Here is a 24,684-nt window from a genome sequence, read left to right as displayed (position 1 = left end):
CAACCTTTGGCGTGCTGTCTCGCCGCCCGAGCGAGCCGCGGCTTTGTAAATCCCCTCCGCCGAGGCAAAGTTTTCCTGTGCCGCTCAACTGGCCGACTAGGCGGGGCCGGTAAACCACTGCCTTAAAATTGGCTTTACCGCTGAAGCACATAAGTGCCGGGGGCATCATCCATCGGGGGATAGCCTTTCCTGGGAGCGCCGATGTCCGGCGGTGCCACCCGTTCCGGCGCTGAATGGCCGGCGAGCCACGCGACCCAGTCCGGCCACCATGAGCCGTCCTTCGATATGGCTGCCGCGGCCCATTCGTCCGCGCTGACGCTGGAATCGCTCTCACGTGTCAATGCGATGCGAAAACCTCTGCCGGGATGGTCTGGCTCGGAGACGATGCCGGCATTGTGACCCCCGCTTGTCAGCACAAAAGTGACGTCGGTGTCGGTGAGATAATGTATCTTGTAGACGGACTGCCACGGTGCGACATGGTCTCGCTCCGTCCCGACGACGAACATGGGAACGCAGATGTTCTGGAGGTGAGCCGGGCGTCCGTCAACGATGAAACGGCCGGCGGCAAGTTCGTTGTCGAGATAGAGGCGCTGCAGATATTCCGCATGCATCCTGTAGGGCATGTGGGTTGGGTCCGCGTTCCACGCCATGAGATCGGTCATTGGCATGCGTTTACCGATCAGGTAGTCGTGGACGAGGCGCGACCAAACGAGATCGTTGGTGCGCAGCATTTGAAATGCCCCCGCCATCTGATCGGCGGAAAGACAGCCACTATGCCACATCATGCTGTCGAGAAAATGCAGCTGGCTGTGATCGATGAACAGCGCCAGTTCGCCGGGTTCGCAGAAGTCCGTCTGGGCGGCAAACAGCGTGATCGATGCGAAACGCTGGTCCTCGGTGCGCGCCATCGCGGCCGCCGCGATCGCTAGAAGCGTACCCCCCAGACAGTAGCCCGTTGCGTGAATCTTGCGCTCTGGAACGATGGCGCTGACGGCATCAAGCGCGGCCAGGATTCCCAATCGCCTGTAATCGTCGAGTGTGAGGTCGCGGTCCTTCGCGGTCGGATTGCGCCAGGAAATGCAGAACACGGTGTGGCCCCGCGCCACGAGATAGCGGATCAGGGAATTATGCGGTGAAAGGTCGAGGATGTAGTATTTCATGATCCAGGCCGGCACGATCAGGATCGGCTCGGCGATGACGTCCTCCGTCGCGGGCGCATACTGGATCAGCTCAATCAGGTGGTTTCGATAGACAACCTTTCCAGGCGTGGCCGCGACATCGCATCCTACGCGAAACGCTTCCGTCCCGACCGGAGGTTGCCTCATGGCCAGCCGGCCGACGTCTTCGAACCAGTTGCGGAATCCATGCGTGAAATTCGCCCCGCCCGTTTCCATTGCCCTGTGGATCACTTCCGGGTTGGCGAAGGGAATGTTGGACGGCGAGAACACGTCCAGCCACTGGCGCGCGGTAAAGGAGACGACGTCCTCGTGGTGCGGTGTCATGCCGGGGACGTGGCGCGTAGCATTTTGCCACCACTGCTGGCACAGCAAGAAAGCCTGCGCCCAGACTGTGTAGGGTTGCTTTTGCCAGCCCTCCGCGCGAAACCGGTTGTCTCCCGGCAGCGCCTGACTGCAGGGCGGCGCGTCCGGACGCGTGGCGGCTGCAGCCATGTAAGTCAGCAGAAGGCCCCAATTCTGCCCTGCCTTATCGGCAAGTTCCATGCGCTTTCCCGGAGCCGATGCGAGGTGGATCGACCAGTCAAAAAAGGCGAGTGTCAACGCGGCTGGTGAAAGACCTCCTGTCGCCATTGCACTCAGAGCCTCACGCATCCGATCAATTGCACGGAATGCTTCGCTGCCCGAGCCCTCGTCTTCGCATGGCAGCGCCGATTGTGCCGCTATCGAGCTAGCCAACCCTGCTTTCGTCGCGCGGTCTGCGGCCAAAACTGGTCCGTCACACGTCTTCATCGCGAAACTCCATTCAGCCTTGCCGCCGCAGTCGTTGATGCCGATCAATCCCGATCGCCGACGGGGATTAGCGAGGTGTCGTCGATCGGAGCAGACGATGGAAGTATTACTATTTATGATGGTGCGCTGCTTCTCAGGTCTGTGCAAGTCAGCCTTTCGGGACTCTCTTAAATGGGCCTCCAGGGCAGTTGCGCTGTAGGACGGCACATCAATTTGCGTAGAAGAAGCTCAACTCGTCAGTGTTCGGGAGGCGCGTGGCCCTGTCTGGCCATGGCGCGAATCTCAGAAGCGATATCGAACCAGGCGCCCCATACGATAGGGCGTCAGGATGGTGCTGAAGAGCTGCAGCCCGATCTGGGCGGGCGGTGACATCCGCGCCACCTGTCCGGTGTCCCAATCCGAACGATCCTCGATGAGCTTTAGTCCCGGTACCTGGCGCTCTACCTCTGCCGGGTCGTCGAGCGCCCAATTGAGACAGGCGCCGGTGGCGCGGATCGCCGGATTGAAGCGCAGCAGTCGGATTGCGAAGCTGCTATAGGCATCGAAGGCTATCTCCCCCGAGGGGAAGTGGCCGGCGATCCGCCGCAGAACCTGCGCAACCTGGTGTTCCTCCAGATAAGGCAGAACGCCCTCGGCGACGATCATGGCCGGCTTGTCGGCGGGAAGTTTCGCAATCCAGCCGTGCTCGACGATCGAGCAGGCAATCATCGCGCAGTCCGCACGGTCGGGGTAGATCTGCCGGCGCAAGGAGATGACATCGGGGAAATCCAGCTCGAACCAGCGAACTCCCGGCCCAGGATCTATGCGGAAGATGCGACTGTCGAGACCACAGCCGAGATGGACAACAGTCGCCTCCGGGCAGCGCTGAAGGAATGCCTCCGTCCAGCGATCGAGCATATAGGCGCGCAGCGCGATGCCGATGGTCATGTCGTGACCAACTTTAAGATGCCGGCTGCCCTGATCGATACGGTGCAACGCATCCGCGGCGAAGCGGTCGCGCAGCAGCGAATCCGGCATGGCGCTTTCGGCTGCCTTGGCTTGGAGTGTGATCAGCAAGGTTTCCCTTGCGCCGGTGAGGCGGATTTGCTCCTGTTGCATGGCTTCCTCCAAGGTGCCCTGCATCAGGAGGGTACTCTGTCTGCCGTACCAGCAGCAACGAACTTCTTATCCTCGGCATAGATTGTTGAGCACCAGGCGCTGAGGTGAAAATCTATTCACAAACCGTCTTAGCGAAATCAGCGTCCATTCCGCTGAGTTTCGGCGGAATGTGCAATGCATGTCATTTTTAAAGGACAAGGCAGCCGAACTGGAATATTGTGCAGCGCAACAAAAAGATATCTGCCGCGTAGCACCGGTGATCTCCAGATGGCGACAGCGAGGAGGCGACATGCGATCCCTTTCCGACACACTGGAGCGACTTGCCAGATTTCGTACAGCTAAGAGCGGCCACGCAACTGCGGCAACCTCGAACCTGTCTCGGCTGCAACGCTTCGGTTCAAATCCCGGAGCTTTGGAAGCATGGTACCATGTTCCTGAGGGGCTGGCCGAAGCGCCGGCGTTGGTCGTGGTCCTGCATGGATGTACGCAGAACGCGGCCGGTTATGATCACGCATCCGGGTGGTCCAAACTCGCTGAGGATTTCGGTTTCGCGGTCCTTTATCCGGAGCAGGTCCACGCCAACAACCCCAACCTGTGCTTCAACTGGTTCAACCTGAGCGATATTCGCCGAGGCGAGGGAGAGGTCCACTCGATACGGCAGATGGTGGAGACCATGATCGCCGACCATGGCATCGACCGTCGCCGGGTTTACATCACCGGGCTGTCGGCGGGAGGCGCGATGGCGAACGCCGCGCTTTGCGCCTATCCCGAGATTTTCGCCGGGGGCGCAATCATCGCCGGCCTTCCCTATGCCGCTGCTACATCAGTCCCGGAAGCCTTCGACCGCATGCGCGGACACGGCATCCCCAATCCGGAACGCTTGCAAAAGCGGCTGTCCGGGGCCTCGCCTCATCGCGGTCCCTGGCCGACGATATCGGTGTGGCATGGCACCAATGACAGGACCGTCGCGGAGGCGAACGCCAATGCCATCATCGCTCAGTGGAGCGGCGTCCATCGCGTCCCAACCAGCCCCTCGTCGGTGGAAACGGTCGACGGGCACAAAAGGATGGCCTGGCGAGATCAATCCGGGAGGGACGCGATTGAGCTTTACCTCATAGACGCCATGGGCCATGGGACACCAATCGACGTCGCATCCGGCTACGGACACACCGCGCCGTACATGCTCGACGCAGGAATTTCCTCTACCCTCCACATAGCGCGCTTATGGGGCCTGACGCCGTCGTTCCAGCGCCGGCGGGAAAGAGCTGCCTACGTCAAGCCCGCCCGACCAGCTCATGCAGCCAACCGATCACAGTCGGATTGGCAGGGAGACATTCAGTCGGTGATCGAAAGGGCACTCCGTTCGGCCGGACTGATGCGCTGACAGCGGCGCGTTGCTGCGCGAGAGAGCGTGCTTCCACCAGGTGCCGCGATCGACTTTAATTTCCTGCCGTCCTCCAGGCAGATCATGAAGTCCTCAGTCACAGATTTTTTGATCGGGACGCATGAGCTCATCAAGAACGGGCGCCGCCTTGCATGTGGCCTGGCAATCGAAACGGCTCCGTCACGCCAGATGTCCTCGCATTAGACCGCCTCGAGCCGGCTGAACCGAACCGGGATGAGTTGTCGCGCCTCGAGTTGTCCTGCCGAATTCTTGTCGATGACAGTCAGAAACTGTTCTTCAGAGCCCAAAGGAAGAACCAGACGGCCCATTGGTTTGAGCTGCCCAAGCAAAGCCGGCGGCGCCTCCTCGGCCGCCGCCGTGACGAGGATCTTGTCGAATGGGGCGCGCTCGGGCCAGCCGCGAGACCCGTCTCCGACACGGATGCCGACATTTGACACGCCGAGGCGCTGTAGGAGAGCCTCGGCGTGGCTTGCGAATTCCTCGATGATTTCGACGCTCCAGATCTGCCCGGCGAGTTGCGCCAGGATTGCGGTTTGGTAGCCCAGGCCGGTGCCGATCTCGAGCACTGCCTCATGCGGTTGGGGAGCAAGGAGATCGGTCATCAGGGCGACCATGAATGGCTGCGACACGGTTTTATCGAAGCCGATCGGCAGTGGCATGTCCTGATAGGCAAGGGGCGCTGCCGAAGCGGGCACGAAGAGATGTCGGGGCACCCGCAGCATCGCTGCCATCACCCGTTCATCGAGCGCCGCCTTGCCGAGTTCTTCGCTTGCAAGGTCAGCATAGATTGCGATCACCTCGACCATGTGCCTGCGCAGAACCGCAAGGTGCTCTTCGTTCATTGGCTTCATGAGGGCGGGCTCTCCTCAGCCAGTTGGCCGCCAAATAGACCCTCTCAACATGGGGCACGGATATACGATAGCAAGGTCAAACGTCAGTTCCCAACCTGGCGGCTATGAGCTTCCACCGAGTGGCGTCTCTCCAAAAGTCGTTCCCGGCAGCGGTGTTGGCGTAGTCGCAAACGGCTTGAAACCAACGCCCATGTTGCGAGTTTTGTCCTCATGGCAAATCTCAAGACTAGGAGATATTCGCAATGGATTGGAACCGCGTCGAAGGAAACTGGAAACAGGTAAAGGGCAAAATCAAAGAGCAGTGGGGCAAGCTCACTGACGATGATCTTGACCAGATCGCGGGTAACCGCGACCAGCTCGAAGGCAAGATCCAAGAACGCTACGGGATCGAAAAGGATCGCGCTCGGCGTGACCTCGATGATTGGTACGGCCGCCAGAGATGGGACTGGTTATCCTAATCTGGAATATCGACAAGAAACCCGCTTCGGCGGGTTCCTTATTGCCCGTAGGGCAGACAACTTCCTCTCCACTAACAAGGCGAAATAGAGGATAGAACCGTGCTCCGGCGCGGCGATCCTCTTGAATTCATTCGCAGAAGGAAGTCGGCGAGAGCGACCGCGCGTCCTATGATGTGATCTACGGCCATAATCAGAAGGACGTGCCGAAGGCGCTCGCGCTACCCCCTACGTGGACAAGCCGCCGAAAAGACCGCAATGGGCGAGATGTTTCGCGCCGAGCATGGCGAGCGCTTGATCGTCAACGACACCGCTACCCACTCTAGCGGCGGCCGGAGGACCTGCGTCTCGCCGCACATCGATGCGGCCACTTCGCCATCCGCGCTCTGCCGTTCTTCCAAACGGAACAAACCTCTCGCCTCCACGTTCCGAAACGTCGAGTCTGTTGCGCGGACTGTCTGCCGCGCCTTTTCCAAGATGAGGCCGCGTTGTGGCGCCGAGAGCAAATTGGAAGGGGTACCTGAAAGTCGCTGAGGTGAGCTGCCCTGTAGCGCTTTACACGGCAGCGTCGACCTCGGAACGGATTGCCTTTCACACCATCAACCGTGCCACCGGGCATCGTGTTCACCGGCAATTCGTCGATAGCGAGACGGGAAAGCCGGTCGAAAAGGAGGATCAGGTCAAGGGATACGAGGTCGGATCCGAGGATTACGTCGTGCTGGAGCCCGAGGAGGTTGCGGCGGCGGTTCCCGAAAGCGACAAGACGCTGTCGATCTCGGCCTTCATCGCCTGCGGCGATATCGACGACGTCTATTTCGACAAGCCCTACTATCTTGCTCCGACGAAGAGCCACGCCGAAGACGCATTCGCTCTGATCCGCGAGGGCATGCGAAAGAAGAAAGTCGCTGCCATCGCGCGAACAGTGTTGTTTCGGCGCGTCCGCACACTTCTGATCCGCGCCTACGAGGACGGTCTGATCGCGACGACCTTGAATTTCGACTACGAGGTTCGCTCGGCCGAAGAAGCATTCGACGGGGTGCCGGATCTGAAGATCGAGGGCGAGATGCTGGAGCTTGCTGAGCACATCGTCAAGACGAAGCGAGGAAAGTTCGATCCAGCAAAATTCGACGATCGCTATGAGACCGCACTTGCCGAACTGGTCAAAGCCAAACTCGAAGGCAACAAGATCGAGCCGCGCAAGGAGCCGAAGCGTGAAAAAGTCGTCGACCTGATGGAGGCGTTGCGCCAGAGCGCCGGCGTTCACGCCAAAAAGGCCAAGGCGACGACCCAGGCCAAAAAGAAACCCACCCGCGGGGCGAAGACAAAGGAAGCGTCCCCGCGTCGCAAGGCGAGCTGAGCCATGGGTCTCGATCTCTACCGAGAGAAGCGCGATTTCGACTCGACGCCCGAGCCGAAGGGCCGCAAGGCGCGCCGGGCCGGCAACAGTTTCGTTGTCCAGAAGCACGACGCGACACGCCTCCACTACGACTTCCGCCTGGAAATGGACGGAGTTCTGAAGAGCTGGGCCGTCACCAAGGGGCCGAGCCTCATTCCTGGCGAGAAACGGCTGGCCGTTCACGTCGAGGATCATCCTCTCGAGTACGGAGATTTCGAGGGGACGATTCCAAAGGGAGAATATGGCGGCGGAACCGTCATCCTGTGGGATCGCGGCACCTGGTCGCCGATCGGCGATGCCCGACGGGGCTACGCGAAGGGGCACCTCGACTTCGAACTCAGTGGTGAAAAGCTCGGCGGGCGCTGGCATCTGGTTCGCATGGCCGGCAAGCCGCGCGAAAAACGGGAGAACTGGCTGCTGATCAAGGGTGACGACCAGGCGGCGCGATCGGAGGAAGACCCCGATATTCTGGAGGAACGGCCCGAGTCGGTACTGACCGGCCGCGAAATCAAGGACGTTGCGGGTGAAGAGCCCGGCTGGTCGTCGAAGACCGGCAGGATCCGCAAGAGGGCTCGCAGCAAGAAAACGACCGCTCCTCAAGAGCAGGAGCCCGAAGCCGTCATGAATGTCCCTGATCCTTCAAAGATCAAGGGCGCCAAAGCGGCCGCCTTGCCGGATTTCGTCGAGCCTTCATTGGCGACGCTTGTTTCTTCCGCACCGGCCGGCGAGCGCTGGCTTCACGAAATCAAGTTCGACGGCTATAGGTTGCAGGCGCGGATCGAAGCCGGCCGTGTCAGGCTTCTCACGCGCAGCGGGCTCGACTGGACCAAGAGGTTCGGCAAGGCTCTGGTGTCGGCGTTGCAGGCGCTGCCCGTCGGAACGGCGCTGATCGATGGTGAGATCGTCGTCGAAACCGGATCCGGCGCGTCGGACTTCTCGGGATTGCAAGCTGACTTGAGCGAGGGTCGCAGCGATCGCTTCCGCTTCTATGTGTTCGACCTTCTTTATCTCGATGGCTACGACCTGCGCGCCCTGCCACTGATCAAACGGAAGGAGTTGCTCGACCAACTGATCGGCGAAGACGACGGGATCGTCCGCTTCAGCAGTCATTTTGAGGAGGAAGGCCGCCTGGTCCTCAGTCACGCCTGCAGATTGAGCCTCGAAGGTATCGTCTCAAAGCTGCGCGATGCCCCCTATCGGACCGGTCGGAACAAGAGCTGGGTAAAATCCAAGTGCTCGGCGCGTCAGGAATTCGTTGTTGCCGGCTACGTGCCGTCGACCACGTCGCGAAAGGCGATCGGCTCACTGGTGCTCGGCGTCTATGACGGCGACAAGCTCGATCATGTAGGCCGTGTGGGAACGGGGTTCACCGCGGCGCTTGCGGAGGATCTCCTCAAGAGACTTGACCGCTTGAGGACGTCGGAAAGTCCGTTTGCGGCACGCCTAAGCGCGGAGGATGCGCGCCAGGTCCGATACGTCAAGCCTGAGCTTGTGGCAGAGGTCGAGTTCAGAGCCTGGACTGCTGACGGCCATCTTCGCCACGCCTCTTTCAGGGGCTTGCGTGAGGACAGGCTCGCCGGCGAAATCGTCCGCGAAACGCCCAAGTCCACTGGCACGCAGCCCAAGCCTCCGCGTCGGACCGTGAAGCTCACCCACCCTGACCGGCTCTATTGGCCGGATGAGGGGGTGACGAAAGAGGGGCTTGCCGATTATTACGCCGAGGTCTGGCGCTTTATCGGACCGCATATCGTCGGTCGCCCGCTGGCATTGGTCAGATGCCCCAACGGAATTACCGGAGAGCAGTTCTTCCAGAAGCACGCCTGGAAAGGCCTGAATCCCAACATCGTTCTGGTGAACGACCCGAAAGAACCACCCGACGAACAGCTGTTGAGCATCAGAGACCTCGATGGCCTGATCGCGCTCGTTCAGTCTGCCGTTCTCGAAATCCATCCGTGGGGATCGACCGTGGCGGATTGGGAAAAGCCCGACACGATCATCATGGACCTTGACCCGGGCGAGGACGTGCCTTTCGAAGCGGTGATCGACGCCGCCTTCGAGACGGCAGACCGTCTGAAAGCGGCCGGCCTTGTACCCTTCGTCAAGACGTCCGGCGGCAAGGGACTTCACGTGGTGGCACCATTGATCCCAAAGGCTGAATGGCCGGCCGTAAAGGCCTTCACGAAGTCGATTGCGGACGCGATGGCGTCCGACAGTTCCGACCGCTTCGTCTCGACGATCACCAAATCGAAGCGCCGCGGAAAAATCCTCGTCGACTATCTTCGCAATCAGCGTGGAGCGACAGCGGTCGCAGCATATTCGACGCGGGCGCGACCGGGTGCGGCCGTGTCGATGCCGCTCTCCTGGGACGAATTGGCCCCTGGCATCGGTCCGGCGTACTTCACGGTGGAGAACACGCCGACGCGCCTTCAATCCTTGAGCGCCGATCCATGGGCAGATTTTCGCGCAGCCGCCATTCCGCTCAAGGAGCCGAAGGCCGGGCGCCGAAAGGCCGCCTGATCGCCTCCAACCGGGCAAGACAGGTCTTTTGATTTGAAGCGGTGAGCAATGCCGTCGCATCTGATAAAAAGAGCAGATTACGACGCTGAGACGCGGACGCTGTCGGTTTGGCTCCTGACGAACGAAAAGCGTTATGACTACGAAAACGTGCCTCCCGAGACATACGCTGCCTTTAGAAGGGCTTTCTCGAAGGGCCGCTTCTTCAACTCCTATATTCGCGATCGATTCAAGTATCGCGTCGCCGAGCCGGATTGATCGAGTGGGTGGCTAAGCCTTCGGTTTTTTCTTCTTTTCTGAGCTGATGCTTTTGCGCAGCGCATCCATGATGTTGACGACGTTGCTCGGGCGCTCCGCTTCCTCAGCCTTAGCCTTGGCAGGCCGTTTCCTGCCTTTCTTCTTAGCGGAAATAATGTCCAAGAGGCGCGCCTGGACGGGGTCGCCTACCATATCCGGATCCCACGGCTTGCTGCGCTCTTCGATCAGGGTCGTGACAAGCCGCATCAGTTCGGGATCGGTATCGCCGTCATCAATATTGCGGAAGAACTCTTCGGGCTTCCTGACCTCGTCACCATAGCGAAGTGTCCATAGGACGATCCCTTTGCCTCGTGGCTCGAGCATCACGGCGCGCTCGCGACGATACATGACGAGCCGCGAGATCCCGACCGTGCCAGTGGAGGCCATCGCGTCGCGGATCACCGAGAAAGCTTCTTCACCGACGGGGTCGTCTGGAACGAGGTAGTGGGGCTTGTCGTACCAGATCCAGCGAATGCTATCGGCCTCCACGAACATGTCGATGTCGATGGTGCGGGTGCTTTCCAGTCCAACGGCTTCGAGCTCTTCGTCCTCAAGCAGCACGAAGTCATCCTCGCCCCGTTGATAGCCTTTGACTTCGTCATCTTCGTCGACAGATTTTCCGCTCACCGCATCGACATATTGGCTGACGACGCGATTGCCGGTTTTCCGGTTGAGCGTGTGGAAGCGGACCTTTTCGTTTTCCGTGGTGGCAGGCGTCATCGCCACCGGACAGGTGACGAGCGATAGTTTCAGATAACCTTTCCAGAACGAGCGGGGTGCCATTTCAGTTGGCCTCGAAGCTTCTACCGTTCAAGTATCCGAAACGGCGTCGAACTCGCGTTTGTTCCTCTGCCTTTCGGGCCCATATACGCTCACTTACTTGTAAACGACGTCTTGGATTGCGGCGGTCAGGACGACCCCGGCAGGGCCGAGCGCGCCGGCCATTCTCCGGCATGCGAGTGAGGCAAGTCTGTGATTCGAGCCGACGCATTTCGCAGGAGCGCCTCTGCGCGATTCTAGGAACCAACCATCTTTCGACGAAAATGCCGCCGCATTCATCTTGTGCTGCTCCGCCGCTCGATATCAGCGGTCACCGCAACCGCCTCCCCGCCGATCTCCCTGAGCAGGCCGGTGACCGGATTGTGGAAACCGACCAGATAGAGGCCGAGATCGGGGGGCTGGCGAGTGGCGCCGCCAGGCTGGCGCGATCTCATGCGCCTTTTCAAGGATGATGAAATTGAGCCCCGCCCGTCTCAGCAGGCACCGACGGCGAGGCCGGCCGGCCCGGCGCCCACAATGATGACATCGGTATCCAAACTATGGTCCCTCCCCGGGCGCCGCCTTCCCTTCTCCCATAAGGGAGAAGGCCGCCTTTTTTAACGGCCCTGGATGGAAATAGCCCCAACAACTCATGCCGGTAGCACTCGGTGGCCTCGAGTGCTAAAAATTTTCAGCGGCCTCTTGAATCTCGAAAAATCAGAAACCAGATCGATTTGCGCGCGAGGCCGAAAGGCTTGGCGCCCCGCGTCGGCTTCACTCCGAATGCGGCGCGGAGGATCTCTTGAAAATCTGTTTGTCCATGAGGAGAGAGACATGACGTTCCGTCCCCTGCATGATCGAATCCTGGTTCGCCGCATCGAGGCCGAGGAAAAAACGGCCGGCGGCATCATCATCCCAGACACGGCGAAGGAAAAGCCGCAAGAAGGTGAGGTCGTCGCCGCCGGCCCGGGGTCGCGCGACGACAGCGGGCAGCTGCGGCCGCTCGATGTGAAAGTGGGTGATCGCATCCTGTTCGGAAAATGGTCGGGTACCGAGATCAAGCTCAATGGCGAGGATCTGCTGATCATGAAGGAAACGGACGTGATGGGCGTGATCGAGGTCGAGACCGCAGCGAGAAACGCAGCCTAGTGCCGATCAGAACCCATGCCAGACAAGCAATTCTGCCTCAGGAAGGAGTAGGAAAATGGCTGCCAAGGAACTGAAATTCCATTCCGAAGCTCGAGAGAAGATGCTGCGCGGCGTCGATATCCTCGCCAATGCCGTCAAGGTGACGCTCGGCCCCAAGGGGCGAAATGTCGTTATCGACAAGTCGTTCGGCGCACCTCGCATCACCAAGGACGGCGTAACCGTCGCCAAGGAAGTCGAGCTGGAGGACAAGTTCGAGAACATGGGCGCCCAGATGGTGCGGGAGGTTGCCTCGAAGACCAGTGACATCGCTGGGGACGGCACCACCACCGCGACAGTTCTCGCCCAGGCGATCGTCAAGGAAGGTGCGAAGGCCGTGGCGTCGGGCATGAATCCGATGGACCTGAAGCGCGGCATCGACAAGGCCGTCGAGGCCATCGTCGAGGAATTGAAGACAAACGCGCGTAAAGTCACCAAAAACGACGAGATTGCCCAGGTAGGAACGATCTCGGCGAATGGCGACACCGAGATTGGTCGTTTCCTCGCCGAGGCGGTCGAGAAGGTCGGCAATGAAGGCGTCATCACCGTGGAGGAAGCCAAGACCGCGGTGACAGAGCTGGAAGTCGTCGAGGGCATGCAGTTCGACCGCGGCTATCTCTCGCCGTACTTCGTCACCAACCAGGACAAGATGCGGGTTGAACTCGAGGAACCCTATATCCTGATCCATGAAAAGAAGCTCTCCAACCTGCAGGCGCTGCTTCCGGTTCTCGAAGCCGTGGTCCAATCGGGCAAGCCGCTTCTGATCATCGCCGAGGATGTCGAAGGCGAGGCGCTGGCGACGCTCGTCGTCAACAAATTGCGCGGCGGCCTGAAGGTTGCAGCTGTCAAGGCTCCGGGTTTCGGTGACCGCCGTAAGGCGATGCTGGAGGATATAGCAATCCTCACCGGCGGAACCGCAATCTCTGAAGATCTCGGCATCAAGCTCGAGAACGTGACGCTCAATATGCTGGGCCGCGCCAAGAAGGTCGTCGTCGAGAAGGAAAACACCACCGTCGTCGACGGTGCGGGCTCAAAGAGCGAGATTCAGGGCCGCGTCGCTCAGATCAAGGCGCAGATCGAGGAAACCACGTCAGACTATGATCGCGAGAAGCTGCAGGAACGGCTGGCCAAGCTTGCTGGCGGCGTTGCCGTCATCCGCGTCGGCGGCTCGACCGAGGTCGAGGTGAAGGAACGCAAGGACCGCGTCGACGACGCCATGCATGCCACGCGGGCGGCGGTCGAGGAGGGCGTGCTGCCCGGCGGCGGTGTCGCTTTGCTGAGAGCCGTCAAGGCACTGGACAGCGTTGAGACCGAGAATGCCGACCAGAAACACGGCATTGAGATCGTCCGCCGTGCAGTCGAGGCGCCGGTGCGCCAGATCGCCGAGAATGCCGGCGCCGAGGGCTCGATCATCGTCGGCAAGCTGCGCGAGAAGACCGAATTTGGTTTTGGTTGGAACGCTCAGACCAACGAGTTCGGCGATCTTTACGATCAAGGGGTAATCGATCCGGTTAAGGTTGTTCGTACCGCGTTGCAGGACTCGGCCTCGGTCGCCGGCCTGCTGATTACCACCGAGGCGATGGTCGCCGAGAAGCCGAAGAAGGAAGCACCGCTTCCGCCAATGCCGGGTGGCGGGATGGACTTCTGACGGCGCCGGAAAGTCCGCGCCCTGACGGGGCGCGGACGCTCGGTAGATGGTGAAACAAAGCAGGCGCTGCGCCGGAGTGGGTGCGGCGTCTTGGAGGTTGGACTGTGCAGGTGGCAGGAGCCAAACACGTGGCTCCGATGAGGCCGGACCCGAGGGCCGCTACCCGCCCGAAAGAGGATCTGAAGAAGTCGGGGCCCAAAATGACCACGCGTTCGTCGAAATCCGTTGGCGTATTCGCCGCACTCGTCCTCATCCTCGTTCCTGCGCCGTTGCCGGCGGCGCAGCCGCAGGCCGCCATTTCGGCAAGCACTCCACGATCGCTCGCCGATGTCTTGGAGGAGGTCACGCCGGCGGTCGTCAATATTGCAGTGCGGTCTCGCACACCCACGGAAACCAACCCGCTCTACAACGACCCGTTTTTCCGCCGCTATTTCAACCTGCCTGAGCAGCCGCAGCAGCGGCTTAGCGCCGGTTCCGGCGTTATCGTTGACGCCGACAAAGGCTATATTCTCACCAATCACCACGTCGTCGCGGACGCCGGCGAGATTGCCGTCACCCTGAAGGACCGCCGCCGCTTCACGGCCGAACTGGTCGGCAGCGACGAGGCAACCGACATAGCGTTGCTGAAGATAGACGCGGACAAGCTGACGGCGCTTTCGTTCGGAGATTCCGGCGCGCTGCGTGTCGGCGACTCGGTTGTCGCGATCGGCAATCCGTTCGGGCTTGGTCAGACCGTAACCTCCGGCATAGTCAGCGCCCTTGGCCGTGGCGGCATCAATGTCGAGGGCTATGAGGACTTCATCCAGACGGATGCCTCGATCAATCCCGGCAACTCTGGAGGCGCTCTGGTGACCGCGGACGGCCTGCTGGTCGGCATCAACACCGCGATCATCGCGCCGACCGGCGGCAATGTCGGCATCGGCTTTGCGGTTCCGATCGCAATGGCCTCCGCAGTGATGGGGCAACTGGTCGAGCACGGCGAGGTGCGGCGTGGCCGGATCGGCATCTCCGCTCAGGACCTGACGCCCGACCTGGCCGAAGCGCTCAGCATCGAGGAGATCTCCGGCGCGGTCGTCGGCAGCGTTGAGCAGAATTCGCCGGCGGCACAGGGAGGCCTTCAAGCCGGCGATGTCATCACCGCCGTCAACAATCGCAAAATCACAGGCTCGGCAGATCTCCGCAATCGTGTTGGTCTGGCTCCGATCGGATCGGAAATCGAAATCGAATATCGGCGCGATCGAGATCGCAAAACGGTGACTATGCGAATCGAGCCGGAGGAGGCAATTGCCAAATCCGACGCCATGCCCGCTCGCCTCGAGGGCGCTGAGTTCCAGGATGCGGCCGGCAACGTTGTTGTTTCCAGCATTAAAGATGGCAGTGCTGCGGCCCGATCGGGTCTGCGCACGGGCGACGTGATCGTTGCCGTCAATCGCCGGCCTATCGCGACCGTGGCGGAACTCGCGGCGGCCTTAAAGCATGCCGGCGGCACGATCGCACTCGATCTGTTTCGCGGCGGGGCGAAACTCTTCCTGGTGATCCGGTAGGTGGTTGCCCCGACGAGATCCTCACGCCTGGGGACAAAAGTACGCACGACGGGATCAATAACGGCAGCGACGACGGTGCTACGGTCTGCTGCGCCAGCTGAATATTTCCGAAATCGTTGGCTGATAGCGCGCTTGGTTGCGCCAAGCGCGGACGTTGCTATTCCCCGGCGTCCTTCATCACGGCGGAACAATTCCACACGTCACGGTTCTCTATCGCCGTCCTTATCCGAGCGGCAGTCATGGAAAGTTCTCCTCGTTTTTCGGCAGCCGGCAATCCGGCTGGCACTGCCCGATCGTTAAAATACGCTCTTGGCGAGATACTCCGTCACCATCCGCCGGGACGTCGCGGGATAGCCTCGAGCGCCCCATCTGCCAAGCGACAGCTTGGCCGGATGCATTTCGCTGACACCTGCGCCTCGCTGTGGTTCGACGGCGAACTCGTTCAGCTCAAGGAACTGGTGCTGCACGGCGGCGGCGATGATGTCCGCATCCCCACCCATGAGCTCCATGTCGGACCGTTATCTCGCTCGTTCAGTGCATCGAAAAGATTGCGATAAAGAGGGCCGCCGAGAAGGGCGTTCCGTACGGCTCGCCGCATCTGGCGCGCCTCTCCATTTGCAGTCAGCCGCCGAACGACGCTCCGCAGACTTCTCGATCCGCTTTACGAACCAGCCGAAACCTTCCCATTCCGCACCGTCGAGCGGATCGGCAAAGGCGTCTACTTTCTTTTTGCGCTGTTGGCTTACCCGCTCCCTATATAGAATCGTCCATTGAATGAGCATCTCGTTTCTCCGGGCTTGTAACGTTGCCCGAAAAGGTGGTTCGCGAAGGCATGCACCTGTAGACCTATAAACGAAAGGCATCTTTCACGGATGAAAGTCGAAAACTGGGAAGATCTTCGTCTGTTCTTGCACGTCGCCGAGCAAGGCGGGCTCGCGGGTGCTGCCGAGAAGACCGGCATCAGTGCGCCGACTATTGGGCGGCGGATGCTGGCGCTGGAACGCGCCACGGGCCGGGCGTTATTCGTGCGAGCGCGGACAGGCTACGAGCTCGCACCGGACGGGCAAATATTGGTGAACCGCGTGAGGGCGATGCATGAGGCAGCGCGGGACATCGTCGACTGGCGAGAGATGGTGCATTCGATGCCAATCGTCCGGCTTCTCTCGGACAGCACGCTGTCTTGCTTCACGGCGGTAAGCTTGCGACATCTTTGGACGCCGCAGGATGCTTTTCGCGTTTGCTTCAAGACATCCGAGGCCGCCGTCGACCTCACACACCGCGACGCCGACATCGGACTTTCCGCGGAGCGGCCGCAGATGGGCAATGTCGCGATCCGGCGTTCCGTCGCCGTCGCATACGCGCCTTACTGCGCCCAAGGATTCGACTACCGGCACCATTGCAACTGGGTTTCGCTCGGCACGGACGTCGCCAACCAGCCATGGATGCGGTGGGCATTTGAACAGCCGGGCCGATACATTACGAACTGGGTAAACTCTGCGCGAATGATGTTCGATTTGGTGAAGGCGGGAGCAGGCATCGGTGTCATGCCGTGTTTCATCGGCGATGGCGATTCAGCCTTTGTTCGGGCGGGGAAGGTGATCGAAGAACTCGGCCATCATATATGGATCGTACTGCATGATGACGAACGGGAACGCGAGGCAGTGCGCACGGTCGCGAACCGCCTTTCGGCCCTGCTCGCAGCGAACGCTTCGCTTTTCTCAGGATCGAATGGACGCGATCCCCTGTGAATTGGCTATCGGCGGCCGGAGTTATCAAACCGCGGATCAAGCGTCGAGAACGTGGGAAGAGAGCCAACGCCCGCGTGGCTGCGCAGAGCGCTGTCGCCCCAAAGTACAATCAAAGCTCGCAAACCTTGTCTTCACGCGACTTGTTCTTCCATGAAGCGGCAACACTCGACGAAGAAATCAAAATGCTGAGGATCCAACTCGCTCAAAAGCTCCATCGGCGCGCTGCGCCTCAGGACAGCCCGGCGACAATACTCAAGCCAAGGTCGTCGCGAATCCCGGATTGATAAGCGTTGATCAGCTTTGCGGCGAGCGCTTCAGCTTCTTCAGACTTGCGGGGCAAGGCTCGCCTTTGCAGCTCGTCTTGGAAGGCCTTTCCGATCATAGCCAACTCGTCAGGCCCAATTGGATCGAAACTCAAGGTTTGAGCTGAATTCATCATTCCCCCTCCCTCCGCCACCCGATGCGACGGAGACCCTTTGTGCCCTTGGCTTTCAGTCTGATTTGAAAGGGTGCAGCTTCGCTGGAGATCTATCGAAAGTGAACCGTCCTTACGGCCGGACCATCCGTATCGATCCACTGCTGTGCCGCAATGGCGGAGCCGAATAGCAGAGCAGGTATGGCCAGAGCACCCATGAACCTGAGCATTTGGAGCCGACGTGTGCGCTTTCCATCCCAGTCGTAAGCCATTTCTACGCCCTTGCTATTGGGAAACAGTACGCCAAGATAGAACCAGAGAACGACTTTCCGGTCCAGTCTATTTTTCAAGTATTACTTTTAAACGAATTTTAAAGGCGGGATTTATATTTCACATCCAACGGCGTCGCTAGAACATGAGAAGTAGAGGTGGTCGAGCAATTGAAGCATGACGATCGCCTTGGCCGTCATGGGCGAGCGTGATCTCTAGAAGGTGCCCTACGGCATCATACTGCGATACCGTTCGCCCTCGCGCCGAACCTGCGCCAACCTGTACGGGTCGCCACGATCGTCAAATCGGGGCTAGTGGTAAGCAGAGCGCCGTTTATTTCAGGTGAGGGCTGGGGCGGTGAACATCGCCTGCCTCGACGACGCGAGCGACGAGGAGCTGGCGAATGCGCCGATCGTCTACGAGGATGGCCGGCACGCTGCCTGGGATCGGGCGCCATCCCTGACCGGATATTTGTGAGCACCGGATATCGCTCGTTGGCGCACTCCTTATCTCGCTCGTCGCTGCCGCATTACGGATCGAGCTCTTGAGAGCCTGCGAGATGAGTGTCACGAAAATGGCAACGTAAAATCTGTCAGCAATAGACGCACGCCCATCAATCACGGGCAGCAGGCACTCTTCGATGAGGCAGGGCCGCAGCAGGCTATCGCTTTGCTTCTCTCCTCGGCAAGCCAACGATCGCGCGGCTTGCAGCTCGCGGGCCTCGGCGCGAGCTCCACATGCACGGCGTTGTCGCGCAGTTTTGGCAGAGAGGCGCAGTAGAGCTGCATCGGGCGCACGCCATCGCTGACTTCAAATGTGAGCTTCGCCGATTCTTCGAGCTGCACGTGCTCCGAAACCTTCCGGATGATCGCGGCGAATTTGCCGGCCGGCATATGTGCGCGATCCTCTCCGTCCACATCCCAGAGCTGCACGAAGATCTCGGTCCAGGCTTCCGGATTGGCACCGCAATCGAGCGCCGCGAACTGCGCCGCCTTGACTTCCGTCACGTGGTAGCCGGCTTTGACTGGCCGGTCGTCATAGTGAAAGACGAGGGGAAGTTCGCTCGCCCCAGCCAGAGTCTCAAGCAGAAGCCCGAGCGAGATGTCGTCGTTGCGAATTTTGGTATTGTCGGGCGCGCTCATCTGCGTTATTCCTCGTTTCAATAATTCAAGGATTGTTGAAGTATGGATGAACGTCAAGCGCTCGTTTCCTTCGGCGCGCTCTCGCAGGAGACCCGCCTGCAGATTGTCCGCATGCTCGTCATCGCGGGCCCGGGCGGCATGCCGGCCGGTGCGATCGCCGAGACTGCGCATGTTTCTCCGTCCAACGTTTCGTTTCATTTGAAGGAACTGGAACGGTCGGGCTTGATCAGCCAGCAGCGTGAGTCGAGATCGATCATCTACTCCGCCAATTTCGAGGCACTGGGCGGCCTGATCCGTTTCCTGATGGAAGACTGCTGTGGCGGCCATCCTGAAATTTGTGCACCTGCAGCCGCCGTCGCGGCCTGCTGTGCGCCAACCGTGGAGGCGAAATGCCAATGAGTGATGAGCGAATCTACAATGTCCTCTTTCTTTGTACCGGCAATTCCGCGCGCTCGATCATGGCGGAAGCCATTCTCGAGGTGGAGGGGAAGGGGCGTTTCCGGGCCTTTTCGGCCGGAAGCCAGCCCAAAGGGGAAGTCAATCCCTGGGCCCTGAAGACGCTTGAAGCGCTCGGCTATCGCACCACGGGATTCTCGTCGAAGAGCTGGGACGTATTCGCCGAGCCGGGCGCACCGCAAATGGACTTCATCTTCACTGTCTGCGACGACGCCGCCGGCGAGGCCTGCCCGGTCTGGATCGGACATCCGGCAACGGCGCACTGGGGGATCGAGGACCCCGCCGCCGTCGAGGGATCCGATGTCGAGAAGGGAAGCGCTTTCGCGCTTGCCGCGAAATACCTGAAGAACCGCATATCGGTGTTCGCGGCCCTGCCGATCGCCTCGCTTGATAAGCTCGCGCTCGAGACGAAGCTCCACGAGATCGGCCGGCTCGAAGGCTCCACGCCCCGCCCGTCCGAGGCGCCCTGATGTCATCTTTCGATCTCTCCCGCCGCCTCGTCGCGGAGGGCCTTGGCACGGCGATGCTCGTTGGCACCGTTGTCGGCTCTGGCATCATGGCCGCGTCGCTGACGCAGGATACAGCTCTCGCTCTGCTTGGAAACACGCTTGCAACGGGTGCGATGCTGGTAGTGCTGATCACCATTCTCGGGCCGATATCCGGAGCCCATTTCAATCCGGCCGTATCGTTGATCTTCGCGCTGTCGCGTTCCCTGCGACAGCGCGATCTCGTCGGCTACGTGGCGGCGCAAATCGCCGGCGGCATCATCGGCACGATCACAGCGCATCTGATGTTCGATCACACGGTCCTGGAATGGTCGACGAAGGTGCGCACCGGGGGAGGACAGTGGCTCGCCGAATGGGTGGCGACCTTCGGGCTCGTCGCGACCATTCTCGCCGGCATCCGCTTCGAGCAGAAATCCGTGCCCTGGCTGGTCGGTCTCTATATCACCGCTGCCTACTGGTTCACGGCGTCGACCTCCTTTGCCAACCCGGCCGTGGCGCTCGCCCGATCGCTGACCGACACGTTCTCCGGCATCCGCCCCCTCGATCTTCCCGGCTTCATCGCCGCCGAGCTGATCGGCGCCGTTTGCGCGCTTTTCCTGATGACCTGGCTGCTGCAGCCGAGCAATGCCCCAAAGGGCAAGCCGGTGGTCTGAGCCGGATTGCCGATAGCAGCTTCCTTCTTCCCCCCGGCACCTACGTAGAATGACGTATGTGCAGTGCAGCGCGCCTGCCCGATGATCCCGCAAGCAACGGCCAAGGAGAACGAACACTCCGTTGCGGCGACCAGAGCTAGAGGGGTTCAATCAGATGCATTACAGGGCACGCGTCACCGGCGCATTCCTCGCTGCCGTCCTTTCGACGACCGCGTTCAACGGCGCCTTTGCCGCCGAGGACACGATCAAGATCGGCATTCTACATTCGCTTTCCGGAACCATGGCGATCTCCGAGACGACGCTGAAAGACGCTATGCTGATGCTGATCGACGAGCAGAACAAGAAGGGCGGACTGCTCGGCAAGAAGCTCGAAGCGGTCGTCGTCGACCCGGCCTCCGACTGGCCGCTGTTTGCCGAAAAGGCGCGTGAGTTGGTCTCGGTCGACAAGGTCTCGGCGGTCTTCGGCTGCTGGACGTCGGTGTCGCGCAAATCCGTGCTGCCGGTTTTCGAGGAGCTGAACTCGATCCTCTTCTATCCCGTCCAGTACGAGGGTGAGGAAAGCCAGCGCAACGTCTTCTATACGGGTGCCGCGCCGAACCAGCAGGCGATCCCCGCCGTCGACTATCTGATGGAGAACGAAGAAGTCGAGCGCTGGGTGCTCGCCGGCACCGATTACGTCTATCCGCGCACCACCAACAAGATCCTCGAAGCTTATCTGATCGCCAAGGGCGTCAAGCCCGAGGACATCATGATTAACTACACGCCCTTCGGTCACTCCGACTGGCAGACGATCGTCTCCGACATCAAGAAGTTCGGCTCGGCCGGCAAGAAGACCGCTGTCGTCTCGACGATCAACGGCGACGCCAACGTTCCCTTCTACAAGGAACTCGGCAACCAGGGCATCAAGGCCGAGGACATTCCCGTCGTCGCCTTCTCGGTGGGCGAGGAAGAGCTTGCCGGTCTCGACACCGGCCCGCTCGTCGGCCATCTCGCCGCCTGGAACTACTTCCAGTCGGTCGACAATCCGGCCAATGCCGAATTCATCAAGACCTGGAAGGCCTACACGAAGAACGACAAGCGGGTCACCAACGACCCGATGGAAGCCCACTATATCGGCTTCAACATGTGGCTGAAGGCGGTCGAAAAGGCCGGTACCACCGACACCGACGCCGTGCTCGACGCGATGATCGGCGTCTCGGTGCCGAACCTGTCAGGCGGCTATTCGACGATGATGCCGAACCACCACATCACCAAGCCGGTGCTGATCGGCGAAATCCAGTCGGATGGCCAGTTCGAGACCGTCTGGGAAACGCCCGGCCTGGTCGTCGGCGACGAATGGTCCGATTACCTGCCGGACTCCAAGGACCTGATTTCGGATTGGCGCGCTCCGATGTCCTGCGGCAACTTCAATGTCGCAACGGGCAAGTGCGGCGGCAAGGGCTCGTGATTTCATGACGAACCGATAGCATGAAATACCCTCCGTCCGACGGCCTCCATTCGGACGGAGGGACTTTGCAATTCCGGCCCGACAGCGGCGGTTGCCATGATTTGTTCAACGGCAGGCGACGCGAACCAAGCGAGATGGCCAATGTCCCGCATCATCCAAACCGTGCTTGTTGCCTTCTTCCTCTTCAGCGCAGTCCCGACCGGGCTTCGGGCGGAAGAGGCATTGAGTGATCTGGTGAACGCGCTGGCTGAGGCGAAGCTGTCCGACATGGATGAGCACATCGCCGCCCTGGCGAAGACCGGCGATCCCAAGGTCGTGCCCATCCTCGAAGCGCTCGGCGAAGGCAATCTCTATGCCCGCAAGTCGGACGACCGGGTGTTCCTGACGAAGGAGAGCGGTTCGAGCCTGGCGCTCACCGACCCGGTCACCGGCGAAGGCGCCGGCGAGGCGCCAAAGGCGGCGCTCTCGAAGGTCAAGGTCAACAACAGCGTGCGGCGCGCGGTGCGCACGGCACTCGGCAGTCTGACGCTTCTCAGCCCCGACCGGAATGCCCGCCTCAAGGCCGTGCAATCGGTCCTTCAGTCGCCCAATGCCGAGGCGCTCGGGGCCATCGAGAACGCGCTTGCGGCCGAAAAGGACGGAGAGGTTCGCACCCTCCTGGAACAGGCACGCGCCACGACCCTCATCATTTCGGACCGGCCGGCCGGGGAGAAGAAGGAGGCGGTGCGGCTTCTCACGGAACACGGCGGGCGCGAGACGCTCTCCATCCTTTCCGCCGCGCTCGGCTCCGCCGACGGGACCCTCAAGCCGGATATCGAGGCGGCGCTCGCCAGCATCGAACAGACGCAGGCGTTATGGGCTGCCGGCCAGAATGTCTGGTACGGCCTGTCGCTCGGCTCTGTATTGCTGCTTGCGGCGATTGGGCTTGCGATTACCTTCGGCGTCATGGGCATCATCAACATGGCGCATGGCGAGATGGTGATGCTCGGTGCCTACACGACATTCATGGTGCAAGAGGTTCTGCGCACCTCGTTCCCGGGTCTCTTCGACTGGTCGCTGGCGATCGCGCTGCCGCTTGCCTTCCTGGCGACCGGGGCGGTCGGCCTGGCGATCGAACGCGGCGTCATCCGCTTCCTCTACGGCCGGCCGCTTGAGACGCTGCTCGCTACCTGGGGCATCTCGCTGATCCTGCAGCAGTCGGTGCGGTCGATCTTCGGGCCGACCAATCGCGAGGTCGGTAACCCGTCCTGGATGTCCGGCGCCTTTGAGCTCGGCGGCTTGACGATCACATGGAACCGCCTGTGGATCATCGTTTTCGCGCTCGCTGTCTTTGCCGCGCTTCTGTTCCTGTTGAAGAAGACGCCGATGGGCCTGCAGATGCGGGCGGTGACGCAGAATCGGCGCATGGCCTCCTCGATGGGCATCCGTACGCCCTGGGTCGATGCGCTCACCTTCGCGCTCGGCTCCGGCATTGCCGGCATGGCGGGCGTGGCCCTCTCGCAGATCGACAACGTCTCGCCGAACCTCGGCCAAGGCTACATCATCGACAGCTTCATGGTCGTGGTCTTCGGCGGCGTCGGCAATCTCTGGGGGACGCTCGTCGGCGCCTTCTCGCTCGGCATCCTCAACAAGTTCCTGGAGCCGTATGCCGGCGCCGTGCTCGGCAAGATCCTCGTGCTCGTGCTGATCATCCTGTTCATCCAGAAGCGGCCGCGCGGGCTGTTCGCACTCAAGGGCCGGGCGGTGGAAGCATGATCACCTCTTTTCTCATCAAATCGCTGGATCGCACGATCGTCATCGCGGTTTCAATTCTTCTGGCGCTTGCCGTGCTCGTACCGGCGCTCAATCTGCTTACGGCTCCGGACCATCCGCTGCACGTGCCGACCTATCTCGTGTCGCTCTTCGGCAAATATCTGACCTATGCGCTCCTGGCGCTGGCGCTCGACCTCGTGTGGGGTTTCTGCGGCATCCTTTCGCTCGGCCACGCCGCCTTCTTCGCGCTCGGCGGCTATGCGATGGGCATGTATCTAATGCGTCAGATCGGCGCGCGCGGTTCCTATGGCAATCCGCTGCTGCCTGACTTCATGGTGTTCCTCAACTGGAAGGAACTGCCCTGGTTCTGGTACGGCTTCGACATGTTTTGGTTCGCGGCGCTGATGGTTGTGCTGGTGCCCGGCCTCATCGCCTTCGTCTTCGGCTGGTTCGCCTTCCGCTCGCGGGTCAACGGCGTCTATCTGTCGATCATCACCCAGGCGATGACCTACGCGCTGCTGCTCGCCTTCTTCAGGAACGACATGGGCTTCGGCGGCAATAACGGCTTAACCGATTTCAAGGACATCCTCGGCTTCAACATCCAGTCGGCGGGCACTCGCGCCGCGCTCTTCGCGGCCTCGGCGCTGGCACTTGCCCTCTCGCTCGTCATCACCTCCGGCATCGTGCGTTCCAAATTCGGCAAGGTGCTGGTGGCCCTGCGTGACGCGGAAAGCCGCACCCGCTTCCTCGGCTACCGCGTCGAGCACATGAAGCTCTTCGCCTTCATCGTCTCGGCGATGATGGCGGGTGTGGCCGGCGCGCTCTACGTGCCGCAGGTCGGCATCATCAATCCGGGAGAGTTCGAGCCCGGCAATTCGATCGAGGTGGTCATCTGGACGGCGGTCGGCGGCCGCGGCACGCTGATCGGCCCGATCATCGGCGCGATCCTCGTCAACGGGGGCAAAAGCATCTTCACCGCCGCCCTCCCGGAATTCTGGCTCTTCGCGCTCGGCGGGCTCTTCGTGCTTGTGACGCTGTTCCTGCCGAAGGGCGTCGTCGGCACGGCGCAGCACTATGTCGGCCGGCGCCAGGCCCATCGCGATGCCGCCCGCAAGGAGGGCGAGAACGACAAAGAGGCGGGCCTGCCGGCTGCCGAACCGATGGCTGCGGAGTGAT

Annotated in this window: 22 protein-coding genes and 3 pseudogenes; 18 read left to right on the top strand and 7 right to left on the bottom strand. The window is 60.9% G+C overall.

Annotation, left to right across the window (positions count from 1 at the left end):
• Positions 1 to 134: 134 nt before the first annotated feature.
• Positions 135 to 1,967: a PHA/PHB synthase family protein gene (locus USDA257_RS08125; protein WP_014762435.1), complete on the bottom strand. Its 1,833-nt coding sequence runs from the start codon at positions 1,965 to 1,967 to the stop codon at positions 135 to 137.
• A 282-nt stretch (positions 1,968 to 2,249) separates the two neighbouring features.
• On the bottom strand, positions 2,250 to 3,065 hold the full coding sequence (locus tag USDA257_RS08120) for a class I SAM-dependent methyltransferase (protein WP_014762434.1): 816 nt from the start codon (positions 3,063 to 3,065) through the stop codon (positions 2,250 to 2,252).
• Positions 3,066 to 3,354: 289 nt separating this feature from the next.
• Here USDA257_RS08120 and USDA257_RS08115 point away from each other — a divergent pair, with 289 nt between their 5' ends.
• Entirely contained in the window at positions 3,355 to 4,449 is a 1,095-nt protein-coding gene (locus tag USDA257_RS08115; protein ID WP_014762433.1) for an extracellular catalytic domain type 1 short-chain-length polyhydroxyalkanoate depolymerase, read from the top strand.
• A 200-nt stretch (positions 4,450 to 4,649) separates the two neighbouring features.
• On the opposite strand, the gene USDA257_RS08110 is transcribed toward USDA257_RS08115, so the two are convergent.
• Positions 4,650 to 5,321: a protein-L-isoaspartate(D-aspartate) O-methyltransferase gene (locus tag USDA257_RS08110; protein WP_014762431.1), complete on the bottom strand. Its 672-nt coding sequence runs from the start codon at positions 5,319 to 5,321 to the stop codon at positions 4,650 to 4,652.
• A gap of 242 nt (positions 5,322 to 5,563) precedes the next feature.
• On the opposite strand from USDA257_RS08110, the gene USDA257_RS08105 reads away from it, so the two are divergent.
• The 4 genes from USDA257_RS08105 (at position 5,564) to USDA257_RS08090 (ending at position 9,944) form a co-directional block, all read left to right on the top strand.
• A complete protein-coding gene (locus USDA257_RS08105; protein ID WP_014762430.1) occupies positions 5,564 to 5,779 on the top strand; it encodes a CsbD family protein in 216 nt (71 codons plus the stop codon).
• A 487-nt stretch (positions 5,780 to 6,266) separates the two neighbouring features.
• Positions 6,267 to 7,133: a non-homologous end joining protein Ku gene (gene ku, locus USDA257_RS08100; protein WP_014762429.1), complete on the top strand. Its 867-nt coding sequence runs from the start codon at positions 6,267 to 6,269 to the stop codon at positions 7,131 to 7,133.
• 3 nt (positions 7,134 to 7,136) lie between these two features.
• The gene (gene ligD / locus USDA257_RS08095) at positions 7,137 to 9,689 is read left to right on the top strand and encodes a DNA ligase D (RefSeq protein WP_014762428.1); all 2,553 of its coding nucleotides are present in this window, start codon (positions 7,137 to 7,139) and stop codon (positions 9,687 to 9,689) included.
• Between the two features lie 48 nt (positions 9,690 to 9,737).
• Positions 9,738 to 9,944 (top strand): KTSC domain-containing protein, encoded by a 207-nt coding sequence (locus USDA257_RS08090; RefSeq protein ID WP_014762427.1) that lies wholly within the window; start codon positions 9,738 to 9,740, stop codon positions 9,942 to 9,944.
• Positions 9,945 to 9,956: 12 nt separating this feature from the next.
• On the opposite strand, the gene ku (USDA257_RS08085) is transcribed toward USDA257_RS08090, so the two are convergent.
• Both ku (USDA257_RS08085) and USDA257_RS35910 read right to left on the bottom strand, forming a co-directional pair.
• Entirely contained in the window at positions 9,957 to 10,766 is an 810-nt protein-coding gene (gene ku, locus USDA257_RS08085; protein WP_014762426.1) for a non-homologous end joining protein Ku, read from the bottom strand.
• Between the two features lie 272 nt (positions 10,767 to 11,038).
• Entirely contained in the window at positions 11,039 to 11,197 is a 159-nt protein-coding gene (locus USDA257_RS35910) for a hypothetical protein (RefSeq protein WP_014762425.1), read from the bottom strand.
• Positions 11,198 to 11,576: 379 nt separating this feature from the next.
• Between USDA257_RS35910 and USDA257_RS08075 the strand changes: the two genes are divergently transcribed.
• From USDA257_RS08075 to USDA257_RS37635, 6 genes and pseudogenes are all read left to right on the top strand, one after another.
• Positions 11,577 to 11,891, top strand: a complete 315-nt coding sequence (locus tag USDA257_RS08075; protein WP_014762424.1) for a co-chaperone GroES — start codon at positions 11,577 to 11,579, stop codon at positions 11,889 to 11,891.
• Between the two features lie 55 nt (positions 11,892 to 11,946).
• Positions 11,947 to 13,575: a chaperonin GroEL gene (gene groL / locus USDA257_RS08070; RefSeq protein ID WP_014762423.1), complete on the top strand. Its 1,629-nt coding sequence runs from the start codon at positions 11,947 to 11,949 to the stop codon at positions 13,573 to 13,575.
• A 200-nt stretch (positions 13,576 to 13,775) separates the two neighbouring features.
• Positions 13,776 to 15,119, top strand: a complete 1,344-nt coding sequence (locus USDA257_RS08065; RefSeq protein ID WP_014762422.1) for a DegQ family serine endoprotease — start codon at positions 13,776 to 13,778, stop codon at positions 15,117 to 15,119.
• Positions 15,120 to 15,505: 386 nt separating this feature from the next.
• Positions 15,506 to 15,631: pseudogene (locus USDA257_RS38950) on the top strand (RHE_PE00001 family protein); the annotation flags it as partial.
• A 360-nt stretch (positions 15,632 to 15,991) separates the two neighbouring features.
• Positions 15,992 to 16,867 (top strand): LysR family transcriptional regulator, encoded by an 876-nt coding sequence (locus USDA257_RS08055; protein ID WP_014762420.1) that lies wholly within the window; start codon positions 15,992 to 15,994, stop codon positions 16,865 to 16,867.
• Positions 16,868 to 16,875: 8 nt separating this feature from the next.
• Positions 16,876 to 17,151 (top strand): annotated as a pseudogene (locus tag USDA257_RS37635) (hypothetical protein); the annotation flags it as partial.
• On the opposite strand, the gene USDA257_RS08050 reads toward USDA257_RS37635, so the two are convergent.
• A complete protein-coding gene (locus USDA257_RS08050; RefSeq protein WP_041413999.1) occupies positions 17,097 to 17,306 on the bottom strand; it encodes a hypothetical protein in 210 nt (69 codons plus the stop codon). The pseudogene USDA257_RS37635 and the gene USDA257_RS08050 overlap by 55 nt on opposite strands.
• A 600-nt stretch (positions 17,307 to 17,906) precedes the next feature.
• Between USDA257_RS08050 and USDA257_RS33645 the strand changes: the two are divergent.
• Positions 17,907 to 18,029 (top strand): annotated as a pseudogene (locus USDA257_RS33645) (GFA family protein); the annotation flags it as partial.
• 140 nt (positions 18,030 to 18,169) lie between these two features.
• Here the strand turns inward: USDA257_RS33645 and USDA257_RS08045 are convergent.
• Positions 18,170 to 18,694, bottom strand: a complete 525-nt coding sequence (locus USDA257_RS08045; protein ID WP_014762416.1) for a DUF6428 family protein — start codon at positions 18,692 to 18,694, stop codon at positions 18,170 to 18,172.
• A gap of 42 nt (positions 18,695 to 18,736) precedes the next feature.
• Between USDA257_RS08045 and USDA257_RS08040 the strand changes: the two genes are divergently transcribed.
• The 6 genes from USDA257_RS08040 (at position 18,737) to urtC (ending at position 24,683) form a co-directional block, all read left to right on the top strand.
• On the top strand, positions 18,737 to 19,093 hold the full coding sequence (locus tag USDA257_RS08040; RefSeq protein WP_014762415.1) for an ArsR/SmtB family transcription factor: 357 nt from the start codon (positions 18,737 to 18,739) through the stop codon (positions 19,091 to 19,093).
• Positions 19,090 to 19,620 (top strand): arsenate reductase ArsC, encoded by a 531-nt coding sequence (locus USDA257_RS08035; RefSeq protein ID WP_041413998.1) that lies wholly within the window; start codon positions 19,090 to 19,092, stop codon positions 19,618 to 19,620. The genes USDA257_RS08040 and USDA257_RS08035 overlap by 4 nt, the downstream gene beginning before the upstream one ends.
• Positions 19,620 to 20,309: an aquaporin gene (locus USDA257_RS08030; protein WP_014762413.1), complete on the top strand. Its 690-nt coding sequence runs from the start codon at positions 19,620 to 19,622 to the stop codon at positions 20,307 to 20,309. The genes USDA257_RS08035 and USDA257_RS08030 overlap by 1 nt, the downstream gene beginning before the upstream one ends.
• Before the next feature lie 154 nt (positions 20,310 to 20,463).
• Complete coding sequence (gene urtA / locus USDA257_RS08025) at positions 20,464 to 21,756, top strand: urea ABC transporter substrate-binding protein (RefSeq protein WP_014762412.1); 1,293 nt, start codon at positions 20,464 to 20,466, stop codon at positions 21,754 to 21,756.
• 141 nt (positions 21,757 to 21,897) lie between these two features.
• Positions 21,898 to 23,511, top strand: coding sequence for an urea ABC transporter permease subunit UrtB (gene urtB / locus USDA257_RS08020; protein WP_041413997.1), 1,614 nt, complete (start codon positions 21,898 to 21,900; stop codon positions 23,509 to 23,511).
• Positions 23,508 to 24,683 carry an urea ABC transporter permease subunit UrtC gene (gene urtC / locus USDA257_RS08015; protein WP_014762410.1) on the top strand — a complete coding sequence of 392 codons (1,176 nt, stop codon included), beginning with the start codon at positions 23,508 to 23,510 and terminating at the stop codon, positions 24,681 to 24,683. The genes urtB and urtC overlap by 4 nt, the downstream gene beginning before the upstream one ends.
• Position 24,684: the final 1 nt, after the last annotated feature.

Origin of the sequence: Sinorhizobium fredii USDA 257, from assembly GCF_000265205.3 — a bacterium.
Lineage (GTDB): Bacteria > Pseudomonadota > Alphaproteobacteria > Rhizobiales > Rhizobiaceae > Sinorhizobium > Sinorhizobium fredii_B.
This window is presented reverse-complemented; position numbering and strand designations above follow the sequence as displayed.

Bases quoted from the DNA above. Each gene is read 5' to 3' on its own strand.
- USDA257_RS08035 (WP_041413998.1), top strand. From the start codon at position 19,090: ATGAGTGATGAGCGAATCTACAATGTCCTCTTTCTTTGTACCGGCAAT.
- USDA257_RS08075 (WP_014762424.1), top strand. From the start codon at position 11,577: ATGACGTTCCGTCCCCTGCATGATCGAATCCTGGTTCGCCGCATCGAG.
- USDA257_RS35910 (WP_014762425.1), bottom strand. From the start codon at position 11,197: ATGAGATCGCGCCAGCCTGGCGGCGCCACTCGCCAGCCCCCCGATCTC.
- USDA257_RS08110 (WP_014762431.1), bottom strand. From the start codon at position 5,321: ATGAAGCCAATGAACGAAGAGCACCTTGCGGTTCTGCGCAGGCACATG.
- USDA257_RS08125 (WP_014762435.1), bottom strand. From the start codon at position 1,967: ATGAAGACGTGTGACGGACCAGTTTTGGCCGCAGACCGCGCGACGAAA.
- USDA257_RS08065 (WP_014762422.1), top strand. From the start codon at position 13,776: ATGACCACGCGTTCGTCGAAATCCGTTGGCGTATTCGCCGCACTCGTC.
- groL (WP_014762423.1), top strand. From the start codon at position 11,947: ATGGCTGCCAAGGAACTGAAATTCCATTCCGAAGCTCGAGAGAAGATG.
- USDA257_RS08055 (WP_014762420.1), top strand. From the start codon at position 15,992: ATGAAAGTCGAAAACTGGGAAGATCTTCGTCTGTTCTTGCACGTCGCC.
- USDA257_RS08120 (WP_014762434.1), bottom strand. From the start codon at position 3,065: ATGCAACAGGAGCAAATCCGCCTCACCGGCGCAAGGGAAACCTTGCTG.
- urtC (WP_014762410.1), top strand. From the start codon at position 23,508: ATGATCACCTCTTTTCTCATCAAATCGCTGGATCGCACGATCGTCATC.
- USDA257_RS08090 (WP_014762427.1), top strand. From the start codon at position 9,738: ATGCCGTCGCATCTGATAAAAAGAGCAGATTACGACGCTGAGACGCGG.
- USDA257_RS08105 (WP_014762430.1), top strand. From the start codon at position 5,564: ATGGATTGGAACCGCGTCGAAGGAAACTGGAAACAGGTAAAGGGCAAA.
- USDA257_RS08115 (WP_014762433.1), top strand. From the start codon at position 3,355: ATGCGATCCCTTTCCGACACACTGGAGCGACTTGCCAGATTTCGTACA.
- USDA257_RS08040 (WP_014762415.1), top strand. From the start codon at position 18,737: ATGGATGAACGTCAAGCGCTCGTTTCCTTCGGCGCGCTCTCGCAGGAG.
- USDA257_RS08045 (WP_014762416.1), bottom strand. From the start codon at position 18,694: ATGAGCGCGCCCGACAATACCAAAATTCGCAACGACGACATCTCGCTC.
- USDA257_RS08030 (WP_014762413.1), top strand. From the start codon at position 19,620: ATGTCATCTTTCGATCTCTCCCGCCGCCTCGTCGCGGAGGGCCTTGGC.
- urtB (WP_041413997.1), top strand. From the start codon at position 21,898: ATGTCCCGCATCATCCAAACCGTGCTTGTTGCCTTCTTCCTCTTCAGC.
- ku (WP_014762426.1), bottom strand. From the start codon at position 10,766: ATGGCACCCCGCTCGTTCTGGAAAGGTTATCTGAAACTATCGCTCGTC.
- USDA257_RS08050 (WP_041413999.1), bottom strand. From the start codon at position 17,306: ATGATGAATTCAGCTCAAACCTTGAGTTTCGATCCAATTGGGCCTGAC.
- urtA (WP_014762412.1), top strand. From the start codon at position 20,464: ATGCATTACAGGGCACGCGTCACCGGCGCATTCCTCGCTGCCGTCCTT.
- ligD (WP_014762428.1), top strand. From the start codon at position 7,137: ATGGGTCTCGATCTCTACCGAGAGAAGCGCGATTTCGACTCGACGCCC.